This is a genomic window from Thermanaerothrix sp. (genome assembly GCF_056331585.1).
The window spans coordinates 143,530-160,619 of the sequence record NZ_JBWGPQ010000001.1 but is presented as its reverse complement, the minus strand read 5'-3'; the positions used below and the strand labels follow the sequence as shown (position 1 = coordinate 160,619).

Genomic DNA, 17,090 nt, shown 5'->3' with positions numbered 1-17,090 from the left:
ATATGACAACTTATCGCACTCTCGAATGGCGTGACAATTCCCTCGTTTTACTCGATCAGCGCGTACTGCCTCATAATGTCAGGTACCTCACCTTAACTCGCGTTGAGGACGTTGCCGAGGCGATTCGCAACATGACCGTGCGAGGCGCCCCTGCGATTGGCTCTGCCGCAGCCTATGGCATGGCTCTGGCTGCCTTACAAAGTCGTGCTTCATCCGCGCAAAAATTACGTCATTTTCTGGAGCAGGCCGCAAATCTCTTGAAAGCCTCTCGTCCTACCGCCGTAAATCTAGCCTGGGCAGTGGACCGTATTCTTGACCGAATAAAGACCAACCCAACTGCTGATTCAGATGCAATTTTTCAAATTGTCCTGCGGGAAGCTCACCGGATTGCAGAAGAAGATGTTCGTACAAACCGCCAAATCGGCCTTAATGCCTTGCCTCTTTTGCCCCATAAAGTGACCTTTATTCACCACTGCAATACCGGAGCCCTAGCAACAGTGGATTACGGCACGGCTTTAGGGATTATCCGCACGGCGCATGAGCACGGGCACGAAGTTTTCGTTTACGTTGATGAGACGCGCCCCCGCTTACAAGGCGCACGTTTGACGGCATGGGAATTACAGCAATTAGGGATTCCATTTCAAATCATCGTAGATGGCGCCTCGGGTTTTATCATGCGCACCCGAAAGGTAGACGCGGTGGTTGTTGGTTGCGATCGAGTTGCCCGTAACGGTGATACTGCAAACAAGATTGGCACTTATAACCTGGCAATCGCTGCCCACGCTCATGAAATACCGTTTTATGTCGCCGCACCCACCTCAACCATTGATCTTTCCCTTCCCAATGGTGAGGCCATCCCAATTGAAGAACGGACCGAAGATGAGATAACCACAATTGAAGGCTACCGCATTGCTCCTGAGAACGCATCGGCTTACAACCCCGCATTTGACGTGACTCCTGCCAACTACATCACCGCAATTATTACAGAAGCAGGCGTCGCCTACCCGCCTTATGATGAAAGTCTACCGTCCCTGGTTGAATTAGCCCAACAATGGCGAACAACTCTTGCAGAGCAAGACTAGAGAAAAATCATCTTGGTATATACCTTATAAATTTACGCCCCAAGCACAAGTCTGGGGCGTAAAATTTTTATCAATGATTTACCTTCCAATTTTTCCACTCAAAACCGTATTATTTCCCGGCACCCCTTTACCTCTTCACATATTCGAGCCGCGTTATCGGAGAATGATGAACGAGGTGATACATACCAACGGTTTGTTCGGGGTTGTACTTATCAAGCGAGGCATTGAGGCTATGGGTCCGCTGCCTGAACCCCACAGCATAGGATGTGCTGCCACAATCGCAAATATTGAACACCTTCCTGACGGGCGGATGAACTTATTAGCCATAGGTGAAGAAAGGTTCCGCATCTTAAAGTTAGATCAAAGTGGACCCTTTCTCAAAGCCTGGATTGAAATGATGCCGATAGAAGATCCTCAAACCCTAAGTGTATCTCGCGGCATTCGGGGTTTAGTGCCTTGGATTGAGGCATATTTGAAAACACTCACGTATACGGTTGGCGAAAGAATAGAATTAAAACCTCTCAGCCTCCCCACCGATCCCTTGCCCTTACTCTATTTTGCTGCATCATTACTCCATATTCCATTGATTGAAAAACAAGACTTGCTCGAATCCGAGAGCAGCGCTCATCTCCTAAAAAAGGTGGCCCGGTTGTATCGGCGGGAAGTCGTACTTTTACGGCATCTGGTCACTTTGGCTGAACACCAGACCGAACACGTGTCACGACTAAACTAATTTGATGATACAATCTCTAACATCTTTTAGCACATTCCCGATCTTAGTACGGCGCAACCGTGACGTCTCAATGGAAATTACCTTTTGGCAAAACCGCATTGACCCTAACGCTACCCCCAGGTCAATCGGCTGACTTGATTCTTCCTCGGTCACAAAAGCCACATCCGGCTCCGGAACAAGCCGTTATTGAAGCCTTGTCCAATCCAATTGGTCATCCCCCGTTAGAATCTATTCCCCGTCCTGCGTCAGTCGCCATTGCCATCAATGATCCAACTCGCCCTCTTCCTCTCAACATCCTCCTCCCACCTCTCTTAGGATATCTCAACCGGATTGGGATTAATCCTGATCAAATCACCATTCTTATTGCAACTGGCACCCATAAACCCGTGGACGCTATTACGTTGAGGGAATTCATACCCGCCGAAATCTTAAAAAACTATCGGATTTTCAACCATAATGCTACCGATTTTAACGCCTTGGTTTACTTGGGCCGCACCACACGCGGAACGCCCGTTTATGTGAACCGTTTATTTTATACGGCGGAATTGCGGATCGTGTTAGGTAATATTGAGCCCCATCACTTTATGGGTTATTCCGGCGGTGCCAAAACTGCCGCCATCGGCCTAGCGGGGTATGAAACGATTACCTATAATCACCAAATGCTCACCCACCCCAACACCCAAGCAGGTATCTTTAGCGGTAACCCAATGCGCCAGGATGTCGAAGAAATCGGTCGTATGATGGGTATCCATCTTGCGCTAAACACCATCCTTAATGAAGAAAAGAAAATCGTGCACGTCCTGGCTGGCGAGCCTTATCGCGTTATGTTAACTGCAATACCTCTCGTCCAAGATGTTTACATGGTTGACACCGCCACAGATTATGATCTGGTAATTGCCTCCGCGGGTGGTTACCCTAAAGATATTAACCTTTACCAGGCCCAAAAAGCGCTTACCCATTCAACCATGTTCGCCCGCCCGGGCGGCGTAATTATTCTTTGTGCTGCATGTCCAGAAGGCAGTGGTCATCCGGAATTTGAGGCCTTTTTAGATGGGGTGTTGAATTACCAAGAGGCTTTGGCTAAATTTGAACGGATGGGTTTCCGACTGGGGCCCCATAAGGCCTTCCAGATTGCCCGTCAGGTGGCACGCAATCCTATCATCTTGGTTTCCCAAATGCCTCAACACTTAGTTGAAAAATGCCTACTTTCATACGCCCCCGATTTACCAACGGCTTTGAATATTGCCTATAATAAAAAAATAGAGCATCCACCCAGGGTGGCCATTTTGCCCTATGCTACGCACACTTTACCTTTGAAAGATTCATTGCGGAATGAAACTCCATAACTCATCAACCTGGATCATCAACTCTCACCTCAATGGAAAATCATTCTTCTGGCCGGGTGGCGAGACAGGCGTTTTACTAATTCATGGGTTTACCGCCACAACGGTTGAGGTTCAACCTCTGGCTCGCTTCCTAAACCAAAACGGCCTCACCGTTGCTGCACCATTATTACCGGGTCATGGAACAAATCCCATTGAGACCAACCGTACCCGTTGGAAAGATTGGTTCGATAGCGCCGCCACGACTCTCCAATCTCTGCGTAAAGCCTGTCGAATTGTGTTTGTTGGCGGCGAATCAATGGGTGGCTTGCTTGCCTTGTTACTAGCCTATCAATTCCCAAATATTCAGGGGATTTTGCTTTATGCACCAGCATATCGCGTTCCAGGCCTTTGGCGCGCACGCTGGTTATCATTGTTTGTGCAGATTTTTCCCAAAACGTACACCAAGGATCAAAATGAAGAACCCTATCCTTGGCAAGGATATGGAGTAGTCCCCTTGCGAGCAGCAAGCCAGTTACTGAAATTGCAACAATTAGCCCGCAAACATGCACCTGCTATCACTCAACCTGTTCTCATTTTTCAAGGGCGACAGGATAAAACCATAGATCCGATGGGCGCCGAACACCTCTTTCATGCCCTGGGTTCTGCCCAAAAACACCTAGTGTGGTTAGAAAACTCACGGCATTGTGTCATGATTGACCACGACTTTGAACAGGTGGCTAATCTGTCTCTGGAATTTATTCACCACCACAGCGCCTAAATCAATTTTTTACGCATCTGAGCGCTCAAAAAGTCTAACGCCCATACGACAATGATGATCGCAAGTAAGGCGGTACCCGCCTTGCTATATTCAAAGGCATTGATACGCTTTGAAAGATAATCGCCAATACCACCGCCGCCCACAAATCCGATAATAGTAGAAATACGCACATTGATATCCCAGTGATAAATTGTGAATGAAAGAAAATCAGGCAAGATTTGCGGGACGACACCATACCAAATCACCTGAGCCTTATTTGCACCTGTTGCCGTAATAGCCTCAATTGGTCCAGGGTCAATGCTTTCAATAGATTCTGAAAACATCTTGCCCAACGATGCCGTGGTCACGATGATAAGGGCTAAAATACCAGCAAAGGGGCTTCCAAATCCTACAATGAGCGCGAAAATGGTCGCCATAACCAACGGCTCATAGGATCGGATAAGATTAAGCAAGGTACGCACCAAATAATAAATCAGACTGCCGACTCGTCCACGGCGTGTTATATTTGAAGCAGCCAGAAAACTAAGTGGAATGGCCAGAACGGTTCCCAAGGTTGTCGCCAACAGAGCCATGAAAATAGTGACAAACATGGCATCTATAACATCCTTAAGTGCTTGGGAAGGCACAAGACGCCCACCCGGCAATACCACCTCAGCCTCAAGCGCAGCGGGTTTACCTTCTTTTGTCGCCACGATCGGGCGCACCTGAACTTTGATCTCAAAATTCCCTTCTGTATCTGTGGTCAAACGTTGAATTCCCAGGGTATTTCCATCAGGCAAGCGCCACCGCAGGGTAACTTGGACTTCTTTGCCCAGTTCTCTTCCACGCACTACCACGGTTTCTCGTTCTTCCGCACACCGTGGTTCCACCTCTAATCGCGGACCCGAAGATACGAATTCTCCTTCCGGTGCGCTTCCACAAGGTACTGGCAAGGCAATACCAAATGTTGTCACTTCCGATTCTCGGGTAAATAGGTCGGGCCTGAGCAGTTGACCTAAAACTTGTCTGGCTTTGGGTGCTGCCATTACCAACTTGACAAAATCAGGTTGAGTCACCTCAACACTAGCATAAAGCGCAAGGGCAATCATTATGGCTACGAATCCTTGAATAAATAGACGGATTAATGGTGACCGGTTTCTAGTATTATTCATCTTAGACTAACCGCTCGCGAAGTTTGGCGCTAAAGAAATCCAAGACCATCACCACCGCAGCGATGGCAATAAAGGACGCACTCACTGCTCTAAAATCTCCAATGAGGATCCATTGGTAAAGGAAAAATCCAATGCCACCTCCCCCAACAAAACCTATAATCGTTGAAGACCGGACATTGATATCCCAGCGATAAATTGTAAGTGCCGTAAAGGGAGGGATTATCTGGGGAATAACAGCATAACGAATGACCTGTAAGGGATTTGCCCCAGTGGCACGAATCGCTTCTATGGGGCCCGGATCTATTGCCTCGATCACCTCCGAATATAATTTTCCCAGCGCGGCAGTGGTATGAAGCGCCAAGGCAAGCATCCCCGGGAATGGCCCTAACCCAACGATAATCACAAAGATAATGGCTAAGATCAGCGATTCTATTGAGCGAACAACATTTAAGACAGTGCGTACAATAACATAAATTCCCATCAAAACAGGATGTCCGCTCATTAAATTACGCGCAGCAAGAAACCCAAAGGGAATTGCCAGAATTGCCCCTAAGACGGTTGAAAGCAACGCTAAGGCCAGAGTCTCATATATGCCTCGAATGACATACTGACCATTCGTCGAAAGCGTCATTCCCCCTATCGGCCGGGTTTGAGTGAGATAAACCCGGTGAGGTAAAGGCAAAGTTGGATCGGGAGCAGCAGCCAGCGCACTTCCGGGCACCTGAATAACCGCACTGAGATGACCAGTTTCATCACTCTGTAAAACCAGCATCTGGTTGTTGCCTGGTCCGAGCAATTTCACATCACCGATTGGGGTCATCCAGGTGATTTCAGTGGGAGCATTTGGCCACAATCCTTCTGCAGTTACAATCAAAGTCTCATTCAAATTTCCGCAATCGGGTTGGACTCGAACGGTAATATCTCCCACCGTCTTTTCAGCTTTCGGTGGATTGGGCGAACATGGCACCTGCACTTCAACCCATCCTTCGTGCTTTTCCTTGCGCTCGGTTAAAAAGTCCGGCTGGAGCATGGGCCGGATAATGGACTGAGCCCGTTCAGCATTAGCCAATAATGCCAAAGGATTGACCTGGGTAACTTGCCAACCTATACCGTAAGCCATTGCCAACCAAAACAAAACCACCAGGGAAACTGGCGCCCCACGGGGCAATGTTACGGCGTCCCAGATGTTCCATCCCCATAAAAGTACGATCAGGATAAACCACTCGTTTTTCCCATACCAAAGAACAGTCACCAGCGCAGTCGCAATGGCCAAGAAAATACTTAATCCTCGCTTCCAATCTTTTTGCAGGGCTTGCCCTAAACCCGGAAGCAATAAGGACAGCAGTGCTGCTACGACTTTATTTAACCGTCGTTCTACCTTGTCCATAGAGCCCTTCAAGATTATGGTTACAAACTGGCAGCCCGAACTTCCTGGGCTTCTTCACCGTAAATCTCTTTAAAGCGAGCCCGGTCAATCTCACTAGGCAGTCCATCGAATACCTTTACCCCATCTTTTAACCCTATAACGCGGGTTGCATACCGATGGACCAGATCTAAAAAATGCAGGCTACAGATGACAGTAACCCCCTCTTTATTTAACTGCTCTAGATATTGCAAAATGCTATGGGCTAAGACAGGATCCAAACTGGCAACCGGCTCGTCGGCGAGCAATAGTCGCGGATCCTGCATCAGCGCTCGAGCGATTCCTACCCGTTGTTGCTGTCCACCAGATAAAGTATCAGCCCTTTGGTGAGCCTTATCCGCAATTCCAACGCGTTCCAAGGCCTGAAGGGCCTTCTGGCGATCTTCAAATGGCCATATCCCCAAGAGGGATAACCACGGATTGGCATACCCCAAACGTCCACTTAACACATTTGTCAGCACACTGGAGCGTTTAACCAGGTTGAACTGCTGAAAGATCATTCCAATTTGGCGTCGGATTCGACGCATTTCACTGGGTGAGGCGCTGGTAATATCAACCCCGTCCCAATATATTTTTCCAGAAGTAGGTTCGATTAACCGGTTAATGCAGCGAAGAAGAGTGGATTTACCTGAGCCCGATAACCCGATGACTACCAAGAATTCACCATCGGGCACCTCGAAACTTACATCCCGTAACGCCACAGTGCCGTTAGGATAAACCTTAGTCAAGTGCTCAACACGCAACACGGATTTACCTCTCAGACAAAAATCACATTGGGGGTGAGAGATCATCTTCTCCCACCCCCAAACCAAGTCTTCACTGACTTATTTTACCAGGCTGGTGATATCCACTCCAGAGGCCTCAAGGTACACACGGAATTCATCATAGAAGGTGTCGTCCACAACCTTAAGCCCCTCGATTTGGTATACCGCCTTCAAAGCAGCTTTGCCTTCCTCAGTTTCAGCAATTTTCAAGAATGCCTCGTTCAATTTGGTGCGCATTTCCTCCGGGACAGTAGCAGCGTAAGACACATTATCATTTGGGATGATCGGGTCTGTGCGCCAAATAACCACAATTTTATCCATTACATCAGGGATATCCTTCTGCAAGGCAGAGGAAGTACGAGCGTCAATGAAGGTTGCACCAAAATCGCAGATACCCTTGGCATAGAGCGCGCGCACAACCGTTGGATGGCCCTGAACAAAGGCCGCCGCCTGGGTCTTAATCCCATATTTGTTCAGATAACCAACCGGGATTACATACCCTGAGGATGAAAGTGGATCAGTCCAGCAGGGTTTCTTGCCTTCGAATTGAGCCAATGCTGTCGCCGCATCAGCCGTATTTTGGTTGGTTTGAGGATCGAAGTACGGGGTAAATCCACTATCTACGTGAGCAATGAATTGAGAGCCGTAGTGGTCAGCACCAAAGCGGAGAGTGATCAATCCCACATCTGCATAACCCTTCTGGTGTGCAACGACGTATGCAAATGGGGGCAGCCAACCAATGTGCGCGTTACCTGCGCCCATGGCTTCCACCAGTGCACCATAGGAATTCGGAACCGTGGTCTTAATGGTATAGCCGGTCAAATCCGATAGTTGTTTAGCAATGGCTTCACCACTGGCGATCAACTCTTGGGCTGTTGCTGAAGGGGCCAAAGCCATAATAAGTGGATTTTCGGGGCTTCCTAACGGTACCGCCGTAGGTTCGGGGGTGAGAGTGGGTTGGGGTGGCGTCGTGGGCTGTTCAACCTGTGCCGGTGGCTGCGTTGGTTCTGGTGTTGGAGTAGCTGCTGGTTGGCAGGCTGCTAATACCATTGCCAGGGCCACCATTGCCACTAAGGCAATATACGATACATGGGTTCTCTTCATAAAAACCTCCTTTTGGGGAATACAGGGGTTTAAAAGAAAGCGGGCAGTTTGCTCGGAACGTGGACTTTCAACATGGAACAGCATCAAAAGCACCTTATCCCAAAACTGCCCAATCTAGAAACAGTTTACCATAATACCCTCAATCAGTAATGGCGTTTTGGTTATGAGTTGGTTAACATTTTTAGGGTGATATTTGGCACAAAAACCAGAGACCTGTTTATAACAGGTCTCTGGTTTATTCGAGCATGAAATATCATTCTCTACTCCATTGGCGTTAATTGAAGGTAATCCTCAAGCGAGCCTCCATCTAAGCAGCACTGAATAATTTGGCGCCCCAGGGGATCCAGATCGGGTCGCAAGAAATCCTGCAAACAACGGTGGAAGAAATCCGCAAGCATCTTTGCACCTTGATCATACCCTTCAGGACCAACTTCGGGTTGTGTATCTACCTGCAAAAACCAGCGTGGTATCTGCTGACCTTCAACGTGGAGGGTATGCATTGCATAGCCTAAAAGGGGACAGCGTGCTGGGCGAATCTGGTCGCTGCGAAAACGGGCGCTCCCACGACGTGCCAAATACTCACGCGCAATCCATTGGGGCATAAACCCAACCCGCCAAGCCCCGATATGTTGATTGGGAATAAGTACATGGCGTGTACGCGGGTACTTGAGAATTTGCTCCAGAAGCAAATTTGCTTGCGCCACCTTCCGTCCTGGCGCAAAGGGCCAATATGAACCTACTCCCTCACTACTCATCCCTTGGGTATCCACGATACTGGGATTCTCATGACCACGTGGTGCTACCAAGCGCCATAACCACGCTAAGGCTGGTGGAAGTAAATGGAACAGACCAATAATTCCATAACTTGGACGCTCGCGCGTGCAAGGTGGTGTGCGCACTCCAAATGAACGCACATCAACCGCAACGACGTCATTGACCACATTAGGAATGATCTCACGTGGAACCACTACACGCGGGTTAGGGCATGGTTTTCCGGGGGCATCCTGAATATGTTCCCAAATTAATGCACGACTACCAGGAACTGCATCAATGTTCAAGAAGAGGAGCGGTTTGCTTGGCTGCGCCGTTAAGCGTTCGAGATAAGGATCCACACCATAACGATCAATATGATTGACGCGTACAAACCAAGCACGCTCCGCATCGACCAAACGCAATTTCCCGTTCGGCTGCTGAATTGAAGGATGACAAAGTGCCATGTCATCATTGACAGGATGGAGTTCACAGGTGCGGGGGATCTGTAAATAGCGCCGCTCCCCCGTGACCAAATTTTCGCCCAACAACAGACGGCCGTCCGGCTCGCGATGGACTTGTTCAAGCATTTCGCTCTTGCCACCTCCACTGGCCCCTTCATGCATAATCGTGAGAACATTATCATAGGGAGTAACCACTTGCACGGTGGAACAGTGAGGTGCAACCCAACCCTCACGTTCACCGGTTTCAATCAAGACTCCATAAATGCCCTTCTTCGCGCTCGGCCCCGGATAAAGGTTGAACGAGAAGATCTCATAAACCTTATCTCCACGATAGTGCACTACAACCTGCTTCCCCCCAAAGTAGATATGACGAAACGTTGGAACACCCAAAACCACAACCCGAGGCTTAAACCCATCCGGTAATTGTTCAGGAGGGATAATCCCTTGCAACATCGCCAGCGCCAAGGCAAAAAAACCCGCGTTTGCCGGAACGATAGCAAGGGCATCCGGCCCCATACCTGGGTACCCAGCAATAAAACCAAACACGGCCAATTCCTGAGTTTTTAGCCAGGCCAATGCCTCCTGTCGAATAGGGGCAAAGTCACGCCCGAAACGTTCTCGAAAACGGGGTTGATCTGTTGGGCGATCATCACCCACGACTAATGAATCAGGGTCCCGGCGACGCATGTAGGGCTCAGTGTAATTTACCACCACCCCATTGCGCACTCGGGCTACTGTAGCTTCAATGACGCGCCCCTTACTGGGTACATCATAAACCACTTCGTAATAGTTGCTTTCTGGACCACCGCAGGCCAGGTCAATTAACATTTCCACAGAGGTGGCCACGATAACCTTTGGCGCCGCAGCTAATACTTCAGCCACTTCTGTGGGTGGATTAAACACGTGCCAGGTAACCCCTTCCGCAGCCAACTCGCTTTCCCTTTTATTCCATAATTGACCGCTCCTCATGCTTGCCTCCTCATGGTAATAACCCTTTTCGTACAATCAACTCAGCATTATAAATCGAGGCCCCCGCTGCGCCTCGGATTGTATTATGGGATAAAACCACCATTTTCAAATCCAGCACCTCATCGGCACGCACTCGCCCTACTATGGTGCTCATACCTCGTCCTGTCATTCGATCCAAACGAGGTTGTGGACGGTCATTTTCACGCCGTACCATGATTGGAGGCCTGGGAGAAGAAGGTAAATTAGCCAGCCACTCAGGCAAAGCAAACGCCTCCAGAACCTGAATGGCTTCTTCAGGCGAAGGTCGTGTCTCACACTCTATGTTCAGACATACCATATGTCCATCCAATACCGCTACGCGATTAGTCTGTGCCGAAATAGTAAGAGGATGAAATTCAATATGCCCATTCTTTAGAGCGCCTAACATCTTGCGTGGTTCTAAGGATACCTTCTCCTCCTCGCCACGTATGAAAGGGATCACGTTATCTACGATATCCAAGGAAGCCACACCCGGATAACCCGCGCCGGAGAGCGCCTGTAAGGAAACCGCTATCGCACACTTGACCCCAAAGACTTGATCCAGAGCCTTTAAAACAACGGTCATCCCAGTGCTGGTACAGTTCGGATTGGTCACGATTGCCCCTCGCCAACCTCGATGTTGCCTTTGCTGGTGAATCAGTTCCACATGTTCGGCGTTAACCTCAGGTAAAAGTAACGGTACATCTTCATCCATACGATGGGCAGAGGCATTTGAACACACCACACATCCTTTTTCCGCTAGTGCGGGTTCCAGATCCTGTGCCACTTCCGCCGGTAGGGCCGAAAAAACAATTGGCTCATTAACAACCTCCAAAATTGTAGGCTGTAAGATCATTTCTCTTGCCCATTCGGGCATCGGACTATCTAAAAGCCAGCGGCAACCCTCCACATAAGTTTTACCAACTGAACGATCCGAAGCGCACAATGTCGTAACTTTGAACCAAGGATGATGATCAAGCAGCTGAACAAATCGCTGCCCAACAGCCCCCGTTGCACCCAGAATGGCCACTGGAATCGGTTCCATAACTCCACTCCTTAGATCTTTATTAATTCATGCAAGGCGAGCAGCCCTAACTTTAAGTCCTCAGCCTTCACCACCAGACTTATGGAAACCTCAGAGGAGCCTTGAGCAATGGCAATTACATTGATTCCCTTTGCTCCTAATGCGCCAAATACACGCCCTGCTACCCCGGGCGTATGTTGCATACCGCTTCCAACAACGGTAAGAATAACCACTTCATCCGATGCCCAAACGCGATCAATATCTCGGCGTCTGATCTCTTGGGCAAATTCCTGTTCCAACGCCGCCACAATTTTATCGGCCATATCAGCAGGCACGGCAAAGCAGATAGACTGTTCCGAAGATGCCTGACTGATTAAGGGAACACTAGTGCCTGTGCGTGCGACAGCGGTAAATGTGCGGGCCGCTACACCCGGAACTCCTAGCATACCGCGTCCTTCCACGGTGACCAGGCGCTGATGACGGACCGCAGTGACTGCTTTGATGACTCCATCGAGTATCGTCGATTCATCTCCCACAATCTCGCTTCCGGGATGGGAAGGATTAAACGTATTCAAGACACGCAATCGAATTCCTGCCTCGATAATTGGGCGAATCGTTTTGGGATGCAAGACCTTCGCTCCAAAATAAGCTAACTCGGCCACCTCCCGATAAGTGAGGCGGGGAATGGTTTGTGCCTCAGGGATTAATCGTGGGTCGGCTGTCATCACCCCATTAACGTCCGTCCAAATCCAGACCTCATCTGCCTGTAATGCAGCAGCCAGTATCGCTGCCGAATAATCACTCCCGCCTCGTCCCAGGGTCGTAGGAATTCCTTCCGGAGTCGCACCAATATATCCAGTGACTACCGGCACAATCCCATTCATTAAGCGAGGGCGCAAAAAATCATCCACCTTAGCTTGCGTGGCGGCCATGTCAGGATGGGCAGATTGGAACTGATCATCAGTTACGATGATATCCGTTGCATCAATGGCTTCCGCCTGAATTCCGCTCGCCTTGAGAGCTGCAGCGAGAATACGAACACTCATCCGTTCCCCCATTCCAGCAACAGCATCTAAGGCACGGGGCGAAGCCTCTCCCAATACAGCAATAGCCTGCCATAAAGAGGCCAACCGCTGTAAAAGCTGATCAATCTCTCTCATAACTGCCTGTTGCATTTTCTGATCCGACACAAAAGCGATCAGTAATTGCTGGTGGCGCTCACGTAAATACTGCAAGGTGGTCTCAACTTCACGATCATCACCATGAGCCACTTTATAGGCTTGAGAAAGAAGCGTTTCAGTGACCCCGCTAAGGGCCGAAGCGACCACCACCAATGCAGACCAGGCAGCCCGAGCTTCACGGACAATATCAAGAACATACTGAACTGCAGCTGCATCACCGACCGAGGTGCCCCCGAATTTCATCACTAATAAACCGTGGGAATGTGGATGCATTGACATTGCCGCTCCTTTACCTTTGGCGCCGAAAGGGGTATTAAGGGATTTTTAAATTGTGGGCAATTATACGCATTTCTTCTCTTTTTGGGTATAGGATAACGTAAAATCTCAATTCGATAACAAGTGGGCATTTTTACGGGCCACAATTTTTCAACAGAGTTGCTTGACAATTTATTGGCTCGAGACTATATTTGGCTTGTGTTTTCGAGAAGCCGAAAATGAACGAGATTGCCGCTTTAGATTCCGATTACCACAGTAATATCCCGCCCTGGGCCGAATGAGCGGTTGAAGTTCGGGTTAACCTAATTGATGGCTACCTCATGCCCCGCACTTCAACCCTGGCGGGGCATTTTGTTGGAGGTGGCATGGTTACCCTTCGCGATTTACTTCTACCCAAACCTCGCGAGGAACGCCTTTTTACTCCGGGGGATTTTATTGTCTTCATTCTCATTGCGGTATTGCTTTATGCTGGCGTGACCTTAGCGGTTAAGGCTCCACCAAGCGTAAAAGGCCCCGCGATCTCCCTTGCACCATCGGCTTTGCCCTGGTACGCTATACTTTCAGTTGGACGAATGGCAGCTGCTTATGCTCTTTCGTTAATCTTTACTCTTCTCTATGGGCGGGCTGCCGCTTATAGCCCACGGGCAGAACAATTATTGATGCCACTTTTGGATGTCCTTCAGAGCGTTCCTATTCTTTCATTTCTTCCTGTGGTTCTGCTTAGTTTAAGTGCCATTCTACCCGAAACCACTGCCGCCGAACTCGCGTCAATCGTTTTGATATTCACAAGTCAAGCCTGGAACATGACGTTTGGTTGGTATCAGGCCCTTAAGACCATTCCCAAGGAGTTAAATGAAGCCAGTAGAATTTTCCGCCTAAACACCTGGCTGCGCTTTCGTCTCCTGGAATTACCATTTGGTATGATCCCACTAATCTGGAATAGTATGATGAGTTGGGCTGGGGGGTGGTTTTTCTTAATGGCCGCAGAGATTTTCACCGTGGGTGATCGCGACTTTCGCCTTCCCGGTTTGGGTGCCTATCTCCAGGAAGCAGCCAACCAGGGTAACTACCAGGCTATTTTTTGGGGATTACTGACCCTTATATTAACCATCGTGGCCCTGGATCAACTCATCTGGCGCCCGTTACTTGCCTGGTCGGATCGGTTCAAATTGGAAATGGTCGAAAGTGATAACCCACCCACATCATGGTTTTATGATCTACTCAACACTGCCCGTTTCGTTGCCTGGTTGCGTGACCGAATAATTGCACCACTTAGTTCCCACCTCGACCATTGGGCAGTCAAACGCTTCCCCTTTCAGGAGCACGAACCAGGCCCCTCGCGCCTAACCTGGCGTGAGACTCTCGTGGGAATTGTGGTGGCAGGAGCACTGCTTTATGGCATTGGTCGTGCTATGCAAATGTTATTATCTCTTCCGGTGCATCAATGGTTAAGTATTGGGTTAAGCGTTAGCGCAACCCTTATTCGCGTCCTTGTCTCACTTCTCGTTGCCCTCGCCTGGACCATTCCGGTCGGGGTTGCTATCGGGACACAGCCTCGCTTGGCAGCAGTGTTGCAGCCTATCGTTCAAATTGCTGCCTCGGTGCCTGCCACCGCTATCTTTCCTGTTATTTTGCTTTTCTTCTTATCCCTCCCTGGTGGACTCAATTTAGCCGCCGTTCTCCTGATGCTTATGGGCACCCAATGGTATTTGCTCTTCAATGTTATTGCCGGTGCTACTGCCATTCCTCAAGACTTGAAATACACATCGGCCTTATTGCGCCTAACCTCATGGCAACGCTGGCGAACATTAATCTTACCCGCACTGTTTCCTTACCTTATCACCGGTGCCATTACTGCGAGTGGCGGCGCCTGGAATGCCAGTATCGTGGCTGAGTACGTCACATTTGGGGGAAGCACCCATTCCGTTCTTGGAATTGGATCCCTCATAGCCCATGCCACAGCAAAAGGTGATTATGCATTATTGCTGGCGGCCACCCTAAGCATGGTGGCTACTGTTGTGTTGATCAACCGCCTGTGGTGGCGACGATTATATATGATCGCCGAAGAAAAGTATCGCATGGAGTGAAATGATGACCGACCAAAAACCCCTGCTCCAATTGATTCATGTCCAACAACTCTACACAAGCGGCCAACGTCGCTTTGTAGCGGTTCAGGATGTTAATCTGGCCATCCATGAAGGCGAATTTGTTGCTCTTTTAGGCCCGTCCGGATGCGGTAAAAGCACCTTGCTTCGTATTATTACGGGTCTTCAAAAGCCCTCTGAGGGGCAAGTGCTCTATCGTGGAACACCTTTACACGGGGTTAATCCTTACGCCACCATTGTGTTTCAAACCTTTGCTCTCTTTCCTTGGCTAACGGTTAAGGAGAATGTTGAACTAGCCCTGATAGCCCGTGGTGTACCCGCAGAAACACGCGTCTCGCGCACTCTTGACCTGATTGACCGCGTAGGTCTGGATGGGTTTGAGACCGCATATCCCCGAGAATTATCCGGTGGAATGCGCCAAAAAGTCGGTTTTGCCCGTGCTATGGCGGTAGAACCAGAACTTCTCTGTCTGGATGAACCCTTTTCTGCCCTCGATGTCTTGAGTGCCGAAAGTCTGCGCGGTGAACTATTAGAACTTTGGCTCAGCGGTAAAATCCCAACGCGCGCTATCCTTATGGTCACGCACAATATTGAGGAAGCCATTCTAATGGCAGATCGTTTGATTATTATGGATAAGGACCCCGGACGCATTGTAGCCGAAATGCCGATCACCTTGACACATCCTCGTCAGCGCAAATCCATTGAATTCCAAGATTTGGTAGATCAGGTTTACGCTCTGCTCGCAGGTCAGACTCAACCCGAACCCATTGAGTTGGGTTCTGCACCCGGTGAGCCAGGTAAGACTCGCGCCTTACCAAGAATTACAATTAATGACCTGGCCGGATTCGTTGAATATCTAAATGAGCAACCCGGACGCCGTGCGGATATTTTTCAACTTCCTGAAGACTTGGGGATTGATTCAGACCATGTCTTGCGCTTAACCGAAACAACTGAGTTGTTAGGATTTGCAACTATTGAGAAAGGGGATATCCAACTCACACCTCTTGGGGAAACTTTCGCCGAAGCCAGTATCTTGGCGCGCAAAGAGATTTTCGCTACGCGGATACGCCGCCTGCCGTTAGTGCGGTGGCTACTCAATCTTCTGCGCCGCGCCGAAGAAAATCGGTTAGATTGGGATTTCGTGCTCGCCGCGCTCGAATTAGAGTTTCCACCAGATGAAGCCGAGCAGCAATTGGATATCCTAATTGATTGGGGACGTTATGCCGAGATCCTATCCTATGACGATGATCAGGGTGTGATCATCCTCGAACCTGTAGCTAATTCTGAGCGAGCTATGTAATACGTTTTAGTTACTTGAGGTGGATGTGCTTGTTGTTTGCTCTCCAATAAGCATGGCAATTAGATGCAACCCTTGATCCACAAACGCCTCTGCCGGAGGAATAGGTCTCATACGATTGCGTTGATAAGCTAATCCGTAAATAGCCCAACTGACTGCCGTTGCAACCTGCTCCGGACTGACCATCGATCTCAATGGCCAGGTGCCTTCGTCTAACCAATGCAATACAAGATTGAATATTTGAGTTCGAATCTGTTCCTCGATTAGAGCGTTGAATTGTTGATCGGCATTAAAACAATGCCGATTATGATTCTCTACAAACTCACACACGGTAAGCATTAATTGGCGCAAATTCTCAGTACTATAATGGCAAGCGTTCAACACTCGTCGTTCCAATTCCTCCTTGAAAGCCTCACGGACAGCAAAATTGAGCAAGTCATATTTATTTGTGAAGTGCGCATAAAACGTAGCGCGGTTAATACCGGCGCGTTTTGTGATGTCCTGAACGGTGGTGGCATGAAACCCCTTTTCTGACAACAACTCCATAAATGCCTGGCGGATCCAGTTGCGCGTTCGCTTAACACGTGGGTCTACTTTTTTAGTAGATTCTGATTCTGAGGGTAACGACATTTTTTATCTCCTGTTG

14 protein-coding genes are annotated in these 17,090 nt (G+C 49.1%); 6 read left to right on the top strand and 8 right to left on the bottom strand.

The window, feature by feature from the left end; all coding sequences use genetic code 11:
- The first annotated feature begins 2 nt into the window (after positions 1–2).
- From mtnA to AC01YT_RS00720, 4 genes are read left to right on the top strand one after another with little or no spacing between them, the layout of a single operon-like run.
- Positions 3–1,082 carry an S-methyl-5-thioribose-1-phosphate isomerase gene (gene mtnA, locus AC01YT_RS00735; RefSeq protein ID WP_476672187.1) on the top strand — a complete coding sequence of 360 codons (1,080 nt, stop codon included), beginning with the start codon at positions 3–5 and terminating at the stop codon, positions 1,080–1,082.
- Positions 1,066–1,815, top strand: coding sequence for an LON peptidase substrate-binding domain-containing protein (locus AC01YT_RS00730; protein ID WP_476672186.1), 750 nt, complete (start codon positions 1,066–1,068; stop codon positions 1,813–1,815). Before mtnA ends, AC01YT_RS00730 begins: the two co-directional genes overlap by 17 nt.
- A gap of 59 nt (positions 1,816–1,874) precedes the next feature.
- Entirely contained in the window at positions 1,875–3,161 is a 1,287-nt protein-coding gene (gene larAH5 / locus AC01YT_RS00725) for a nickel-dependent malate racemase, LarAH5 family (protein WP_476672185.1), read from the top strand.
- Positions 3,148–3,918 (top strand): alpha/beta hydrolase, encoded by a 771-nt coding sequence (locus tag AC01YT_RS00720; RefSeq protein WP_476672184.1) that lies wholly within the window; start codon positions 3,148–3,150, stop codon positions 3,916–3,918. Before larAH5 ends, AC01YT_RS00720 begins: the two co-directional genes overlap by 14 nt.
- Here AC01YT_RS00720 and phnE (AC01YT_RS00715) read toward each other — a convergent pair.
- The 7 genes from phnE (AC01YT_RS00715) to AC01YT_RS00685 all read right to left on the bottom strand — a co-directional run bounded on the left by phnE (AC01YT_RS00715) (position 3,915) and on the right by AC01YT_RS00685 (position 13,045).
- Positions 3,915–5,006, bottom strand: a complete 1,092-nt coding sequence (gene phnE, locus AC01YT_RS00715; RefSeq protein ID WP_476672183.1) for a phosphonate ABC transporter, permease protein PhnE — start codon at positions 5,004–5,006, stop codon at positions 3,915–3,917. The two genes, AC01YT_RS00720 and phnE (AC01YT_RS00715), sit on opposite strands and share 4 nt — an antisense overlap.
- A gap of 64 nt (positions 5,007–5,070) precedes the next feature.
- Positions 5,071–6,456 carry a phosphonate ABC transporter, permease protein PhnE gene (phnE, locus tag AC01YT_RS00710; RefSeq protein WP_476672181.1) on the bottom strand — a complete coding sequence of 462 codons (1,386 nt, stop codon included), beginning with the start codon at positions 6,454–6,456 and terminating at the stop codon, positions 5,071–5,073.
- Positions 6,457–6,476: 20 nt separating this feature from the next.
- On the bottom strand, positions 6,477–7,238 hold the full coding sequence (gene phnC, locus AC01YT_RS00705; RefSeq protein WP_476672180.1) for a phosphonate ABC transporter ATP-binding protein: 762 nt from the start codon (positions 7,236–7,238) through the stop codon (positions 6,477–6,479).
- A gap of 78 nt (positions 7,239–7,316) precedes the next feature.
- Positions 7,317–8,360, bottom strand: a complete 1,044-nt coding sequence (phnD, locus tag AC01YT_RS00700) for a phosphate/phosphite/phosphonate ABC transporter substrate-binding protein (protein ID WP_476672179.1) — start codon at positions 8,358–8,360, stop codon at positions 7,317–7,319.
- 260 nt (positions 8,361–8,620) lie between these two features.
- Positions 8,621–10,543: a DUF4914 family protein gene (locus AC01YT_RS00695; protein ID WP_476672178.1), complete on the bottom strand. Its 1,923-nt coding sequence runs from the start codon at positions 10,541–10,543 to the stop codon at positions 8,621–8,623.
- Between the two features lie 10 nt (positions 10,544–10,553).
- Positions 10,554–11,606, bottom strand: a complete 1,053-nt coding sequence (gene asd / locus AC01YT_RS00690) for an aspartate-semialdehyde dehydrogenase (RefSeq protein ID WP_476672176.1) — start codon at positions 11,604–11,606, stop codon at positions 10,554–10,556.
- An 11-nt stretch (positions 11,607–11,617) separates the two neighbouring features.
- Positions 11,618–13,045, bottom strand: a complete 1,428-nt coding sequence (locus AC01YT_RS00685) for an aspartate kinase (protein ID WP_476672175.1) — start codon at positions 13,043–13,045, stop codon at positions 11,618–11,620.
- Positions 13,046–13,407: 362 nt separating this feature from the next.
- Between AC01YT_RS00685 and AC01YT_RS00680 the strand changes: the two genes are divergently transcribed.
- Complete coding sequence (locus AC01YT_RS00680) at positions 13,408–15,129, top strand: ABC transporter permease (RefSeq protein ID WP_476672174.1); 1,722 nt, start codon at positions 13,408–13,410, stop codon at positions 15,127–15,129.
- Positions 15,130–15,133: 4 nt separating this feature from the next.
- Positions 15,134–16,447, top strand: a complete 1,314-nt coding sequence (locus AC01YT_RS00675; protein WP_476672173.1) for an ABC transporter ATP-binding protein — start codon at positions 15,134–15,136, stop codon at positions 16,445–16,447.
- Positions 16,448–16,453: 6 nt separating this feature from the next.
- On the opposite strand, the gene AC01YT_RS00670 is transcribed toward AC01YT_RS00675, so the two are convergent.
- Entirely contained in the window at positions 16,454–17,074 is a 621-nt protein-coding gene (locus AC01YT_RS00670) for a TetR/AcrR family transcriptional regulator (RefSeq protein WP_476672172.1), read from the bottom strand.
- Positions 17,075–17,090 lie beyond the last annotated feature (16 nt).

Coding starts and splice junctions, on each gene's coding strand:
- mtnA (WP_476672187.1), top strand. CDS start 3: ATGACAACTTATCGCACTCTCGAATGGCGTGACAATTCCCTCGTTTTA.
- AC01YT_RS00720 (WP_476672184.1), top strand. CDS start 3,148: ATGAAACTCCATAACTCATCAACCTGGATCATCAACTCTCACCTCAAT.
- phnE (WP_476672183.1), bottom strand. CDS start 5,006: ATGATTGCCCTTGCGCTTTATGCTAGTGTTGAGGTGACTCAACCTGAT.
- phnE (WP_476672181.1), bottom strand. CDS start 6,456: ATGGACAAGGTAGAACGACGGTTAAATAAAGTCGTAGCAGCACTGCTG.
- phnD (WP_476672179.1), bottom strand. CDS start 8,360: ATGAAGAGAACCCATGTATCGTATATTGCCTTAGTGGCAATGGTGGCC.
- AC01YT_RS00695 (WP_476672178.1), bottom strand. CDS start 10,543: ATGAGGAGCGGTCAATTATGGAATAAAAGGGAAAGCGAGTTGGCTGCG.
- asd (WP_476672176.1), bottom strand. CDS start 11,606: ATGGAACCGATTCCAGTGGCCATTCTGGGTGCAACGGGGGCTGTTGGG.
- AC01YT_RS00685 (WP_476672175.1), bottom strand. CDS start 13,045: ATGTCAATGCATCCACATTCCCACGGTTTATTAGTGATGAAATTCGGG.
- AC01YT_RS00680 (WP_476672174.1), top strand. CDS start 13,408: ATGGTTACCCTTCGCGATTTACTTCTACCCAAACCTCGCGAGGAACGC.
- AC01YT_RS00675 (WP_476672173.1), top strand. CDS start 15,134: ATGACCGACCAAAAACCCCTGCTCCAATTGATTCATGTCCAACAACTC.
- AC01YT_RS00670 (WP_476672172.1), bottom strand. CDS start 17,074: ATGTCGTTACCCTCAGAATCAGAATCTACTAAAAAAGTAGACCCACGT.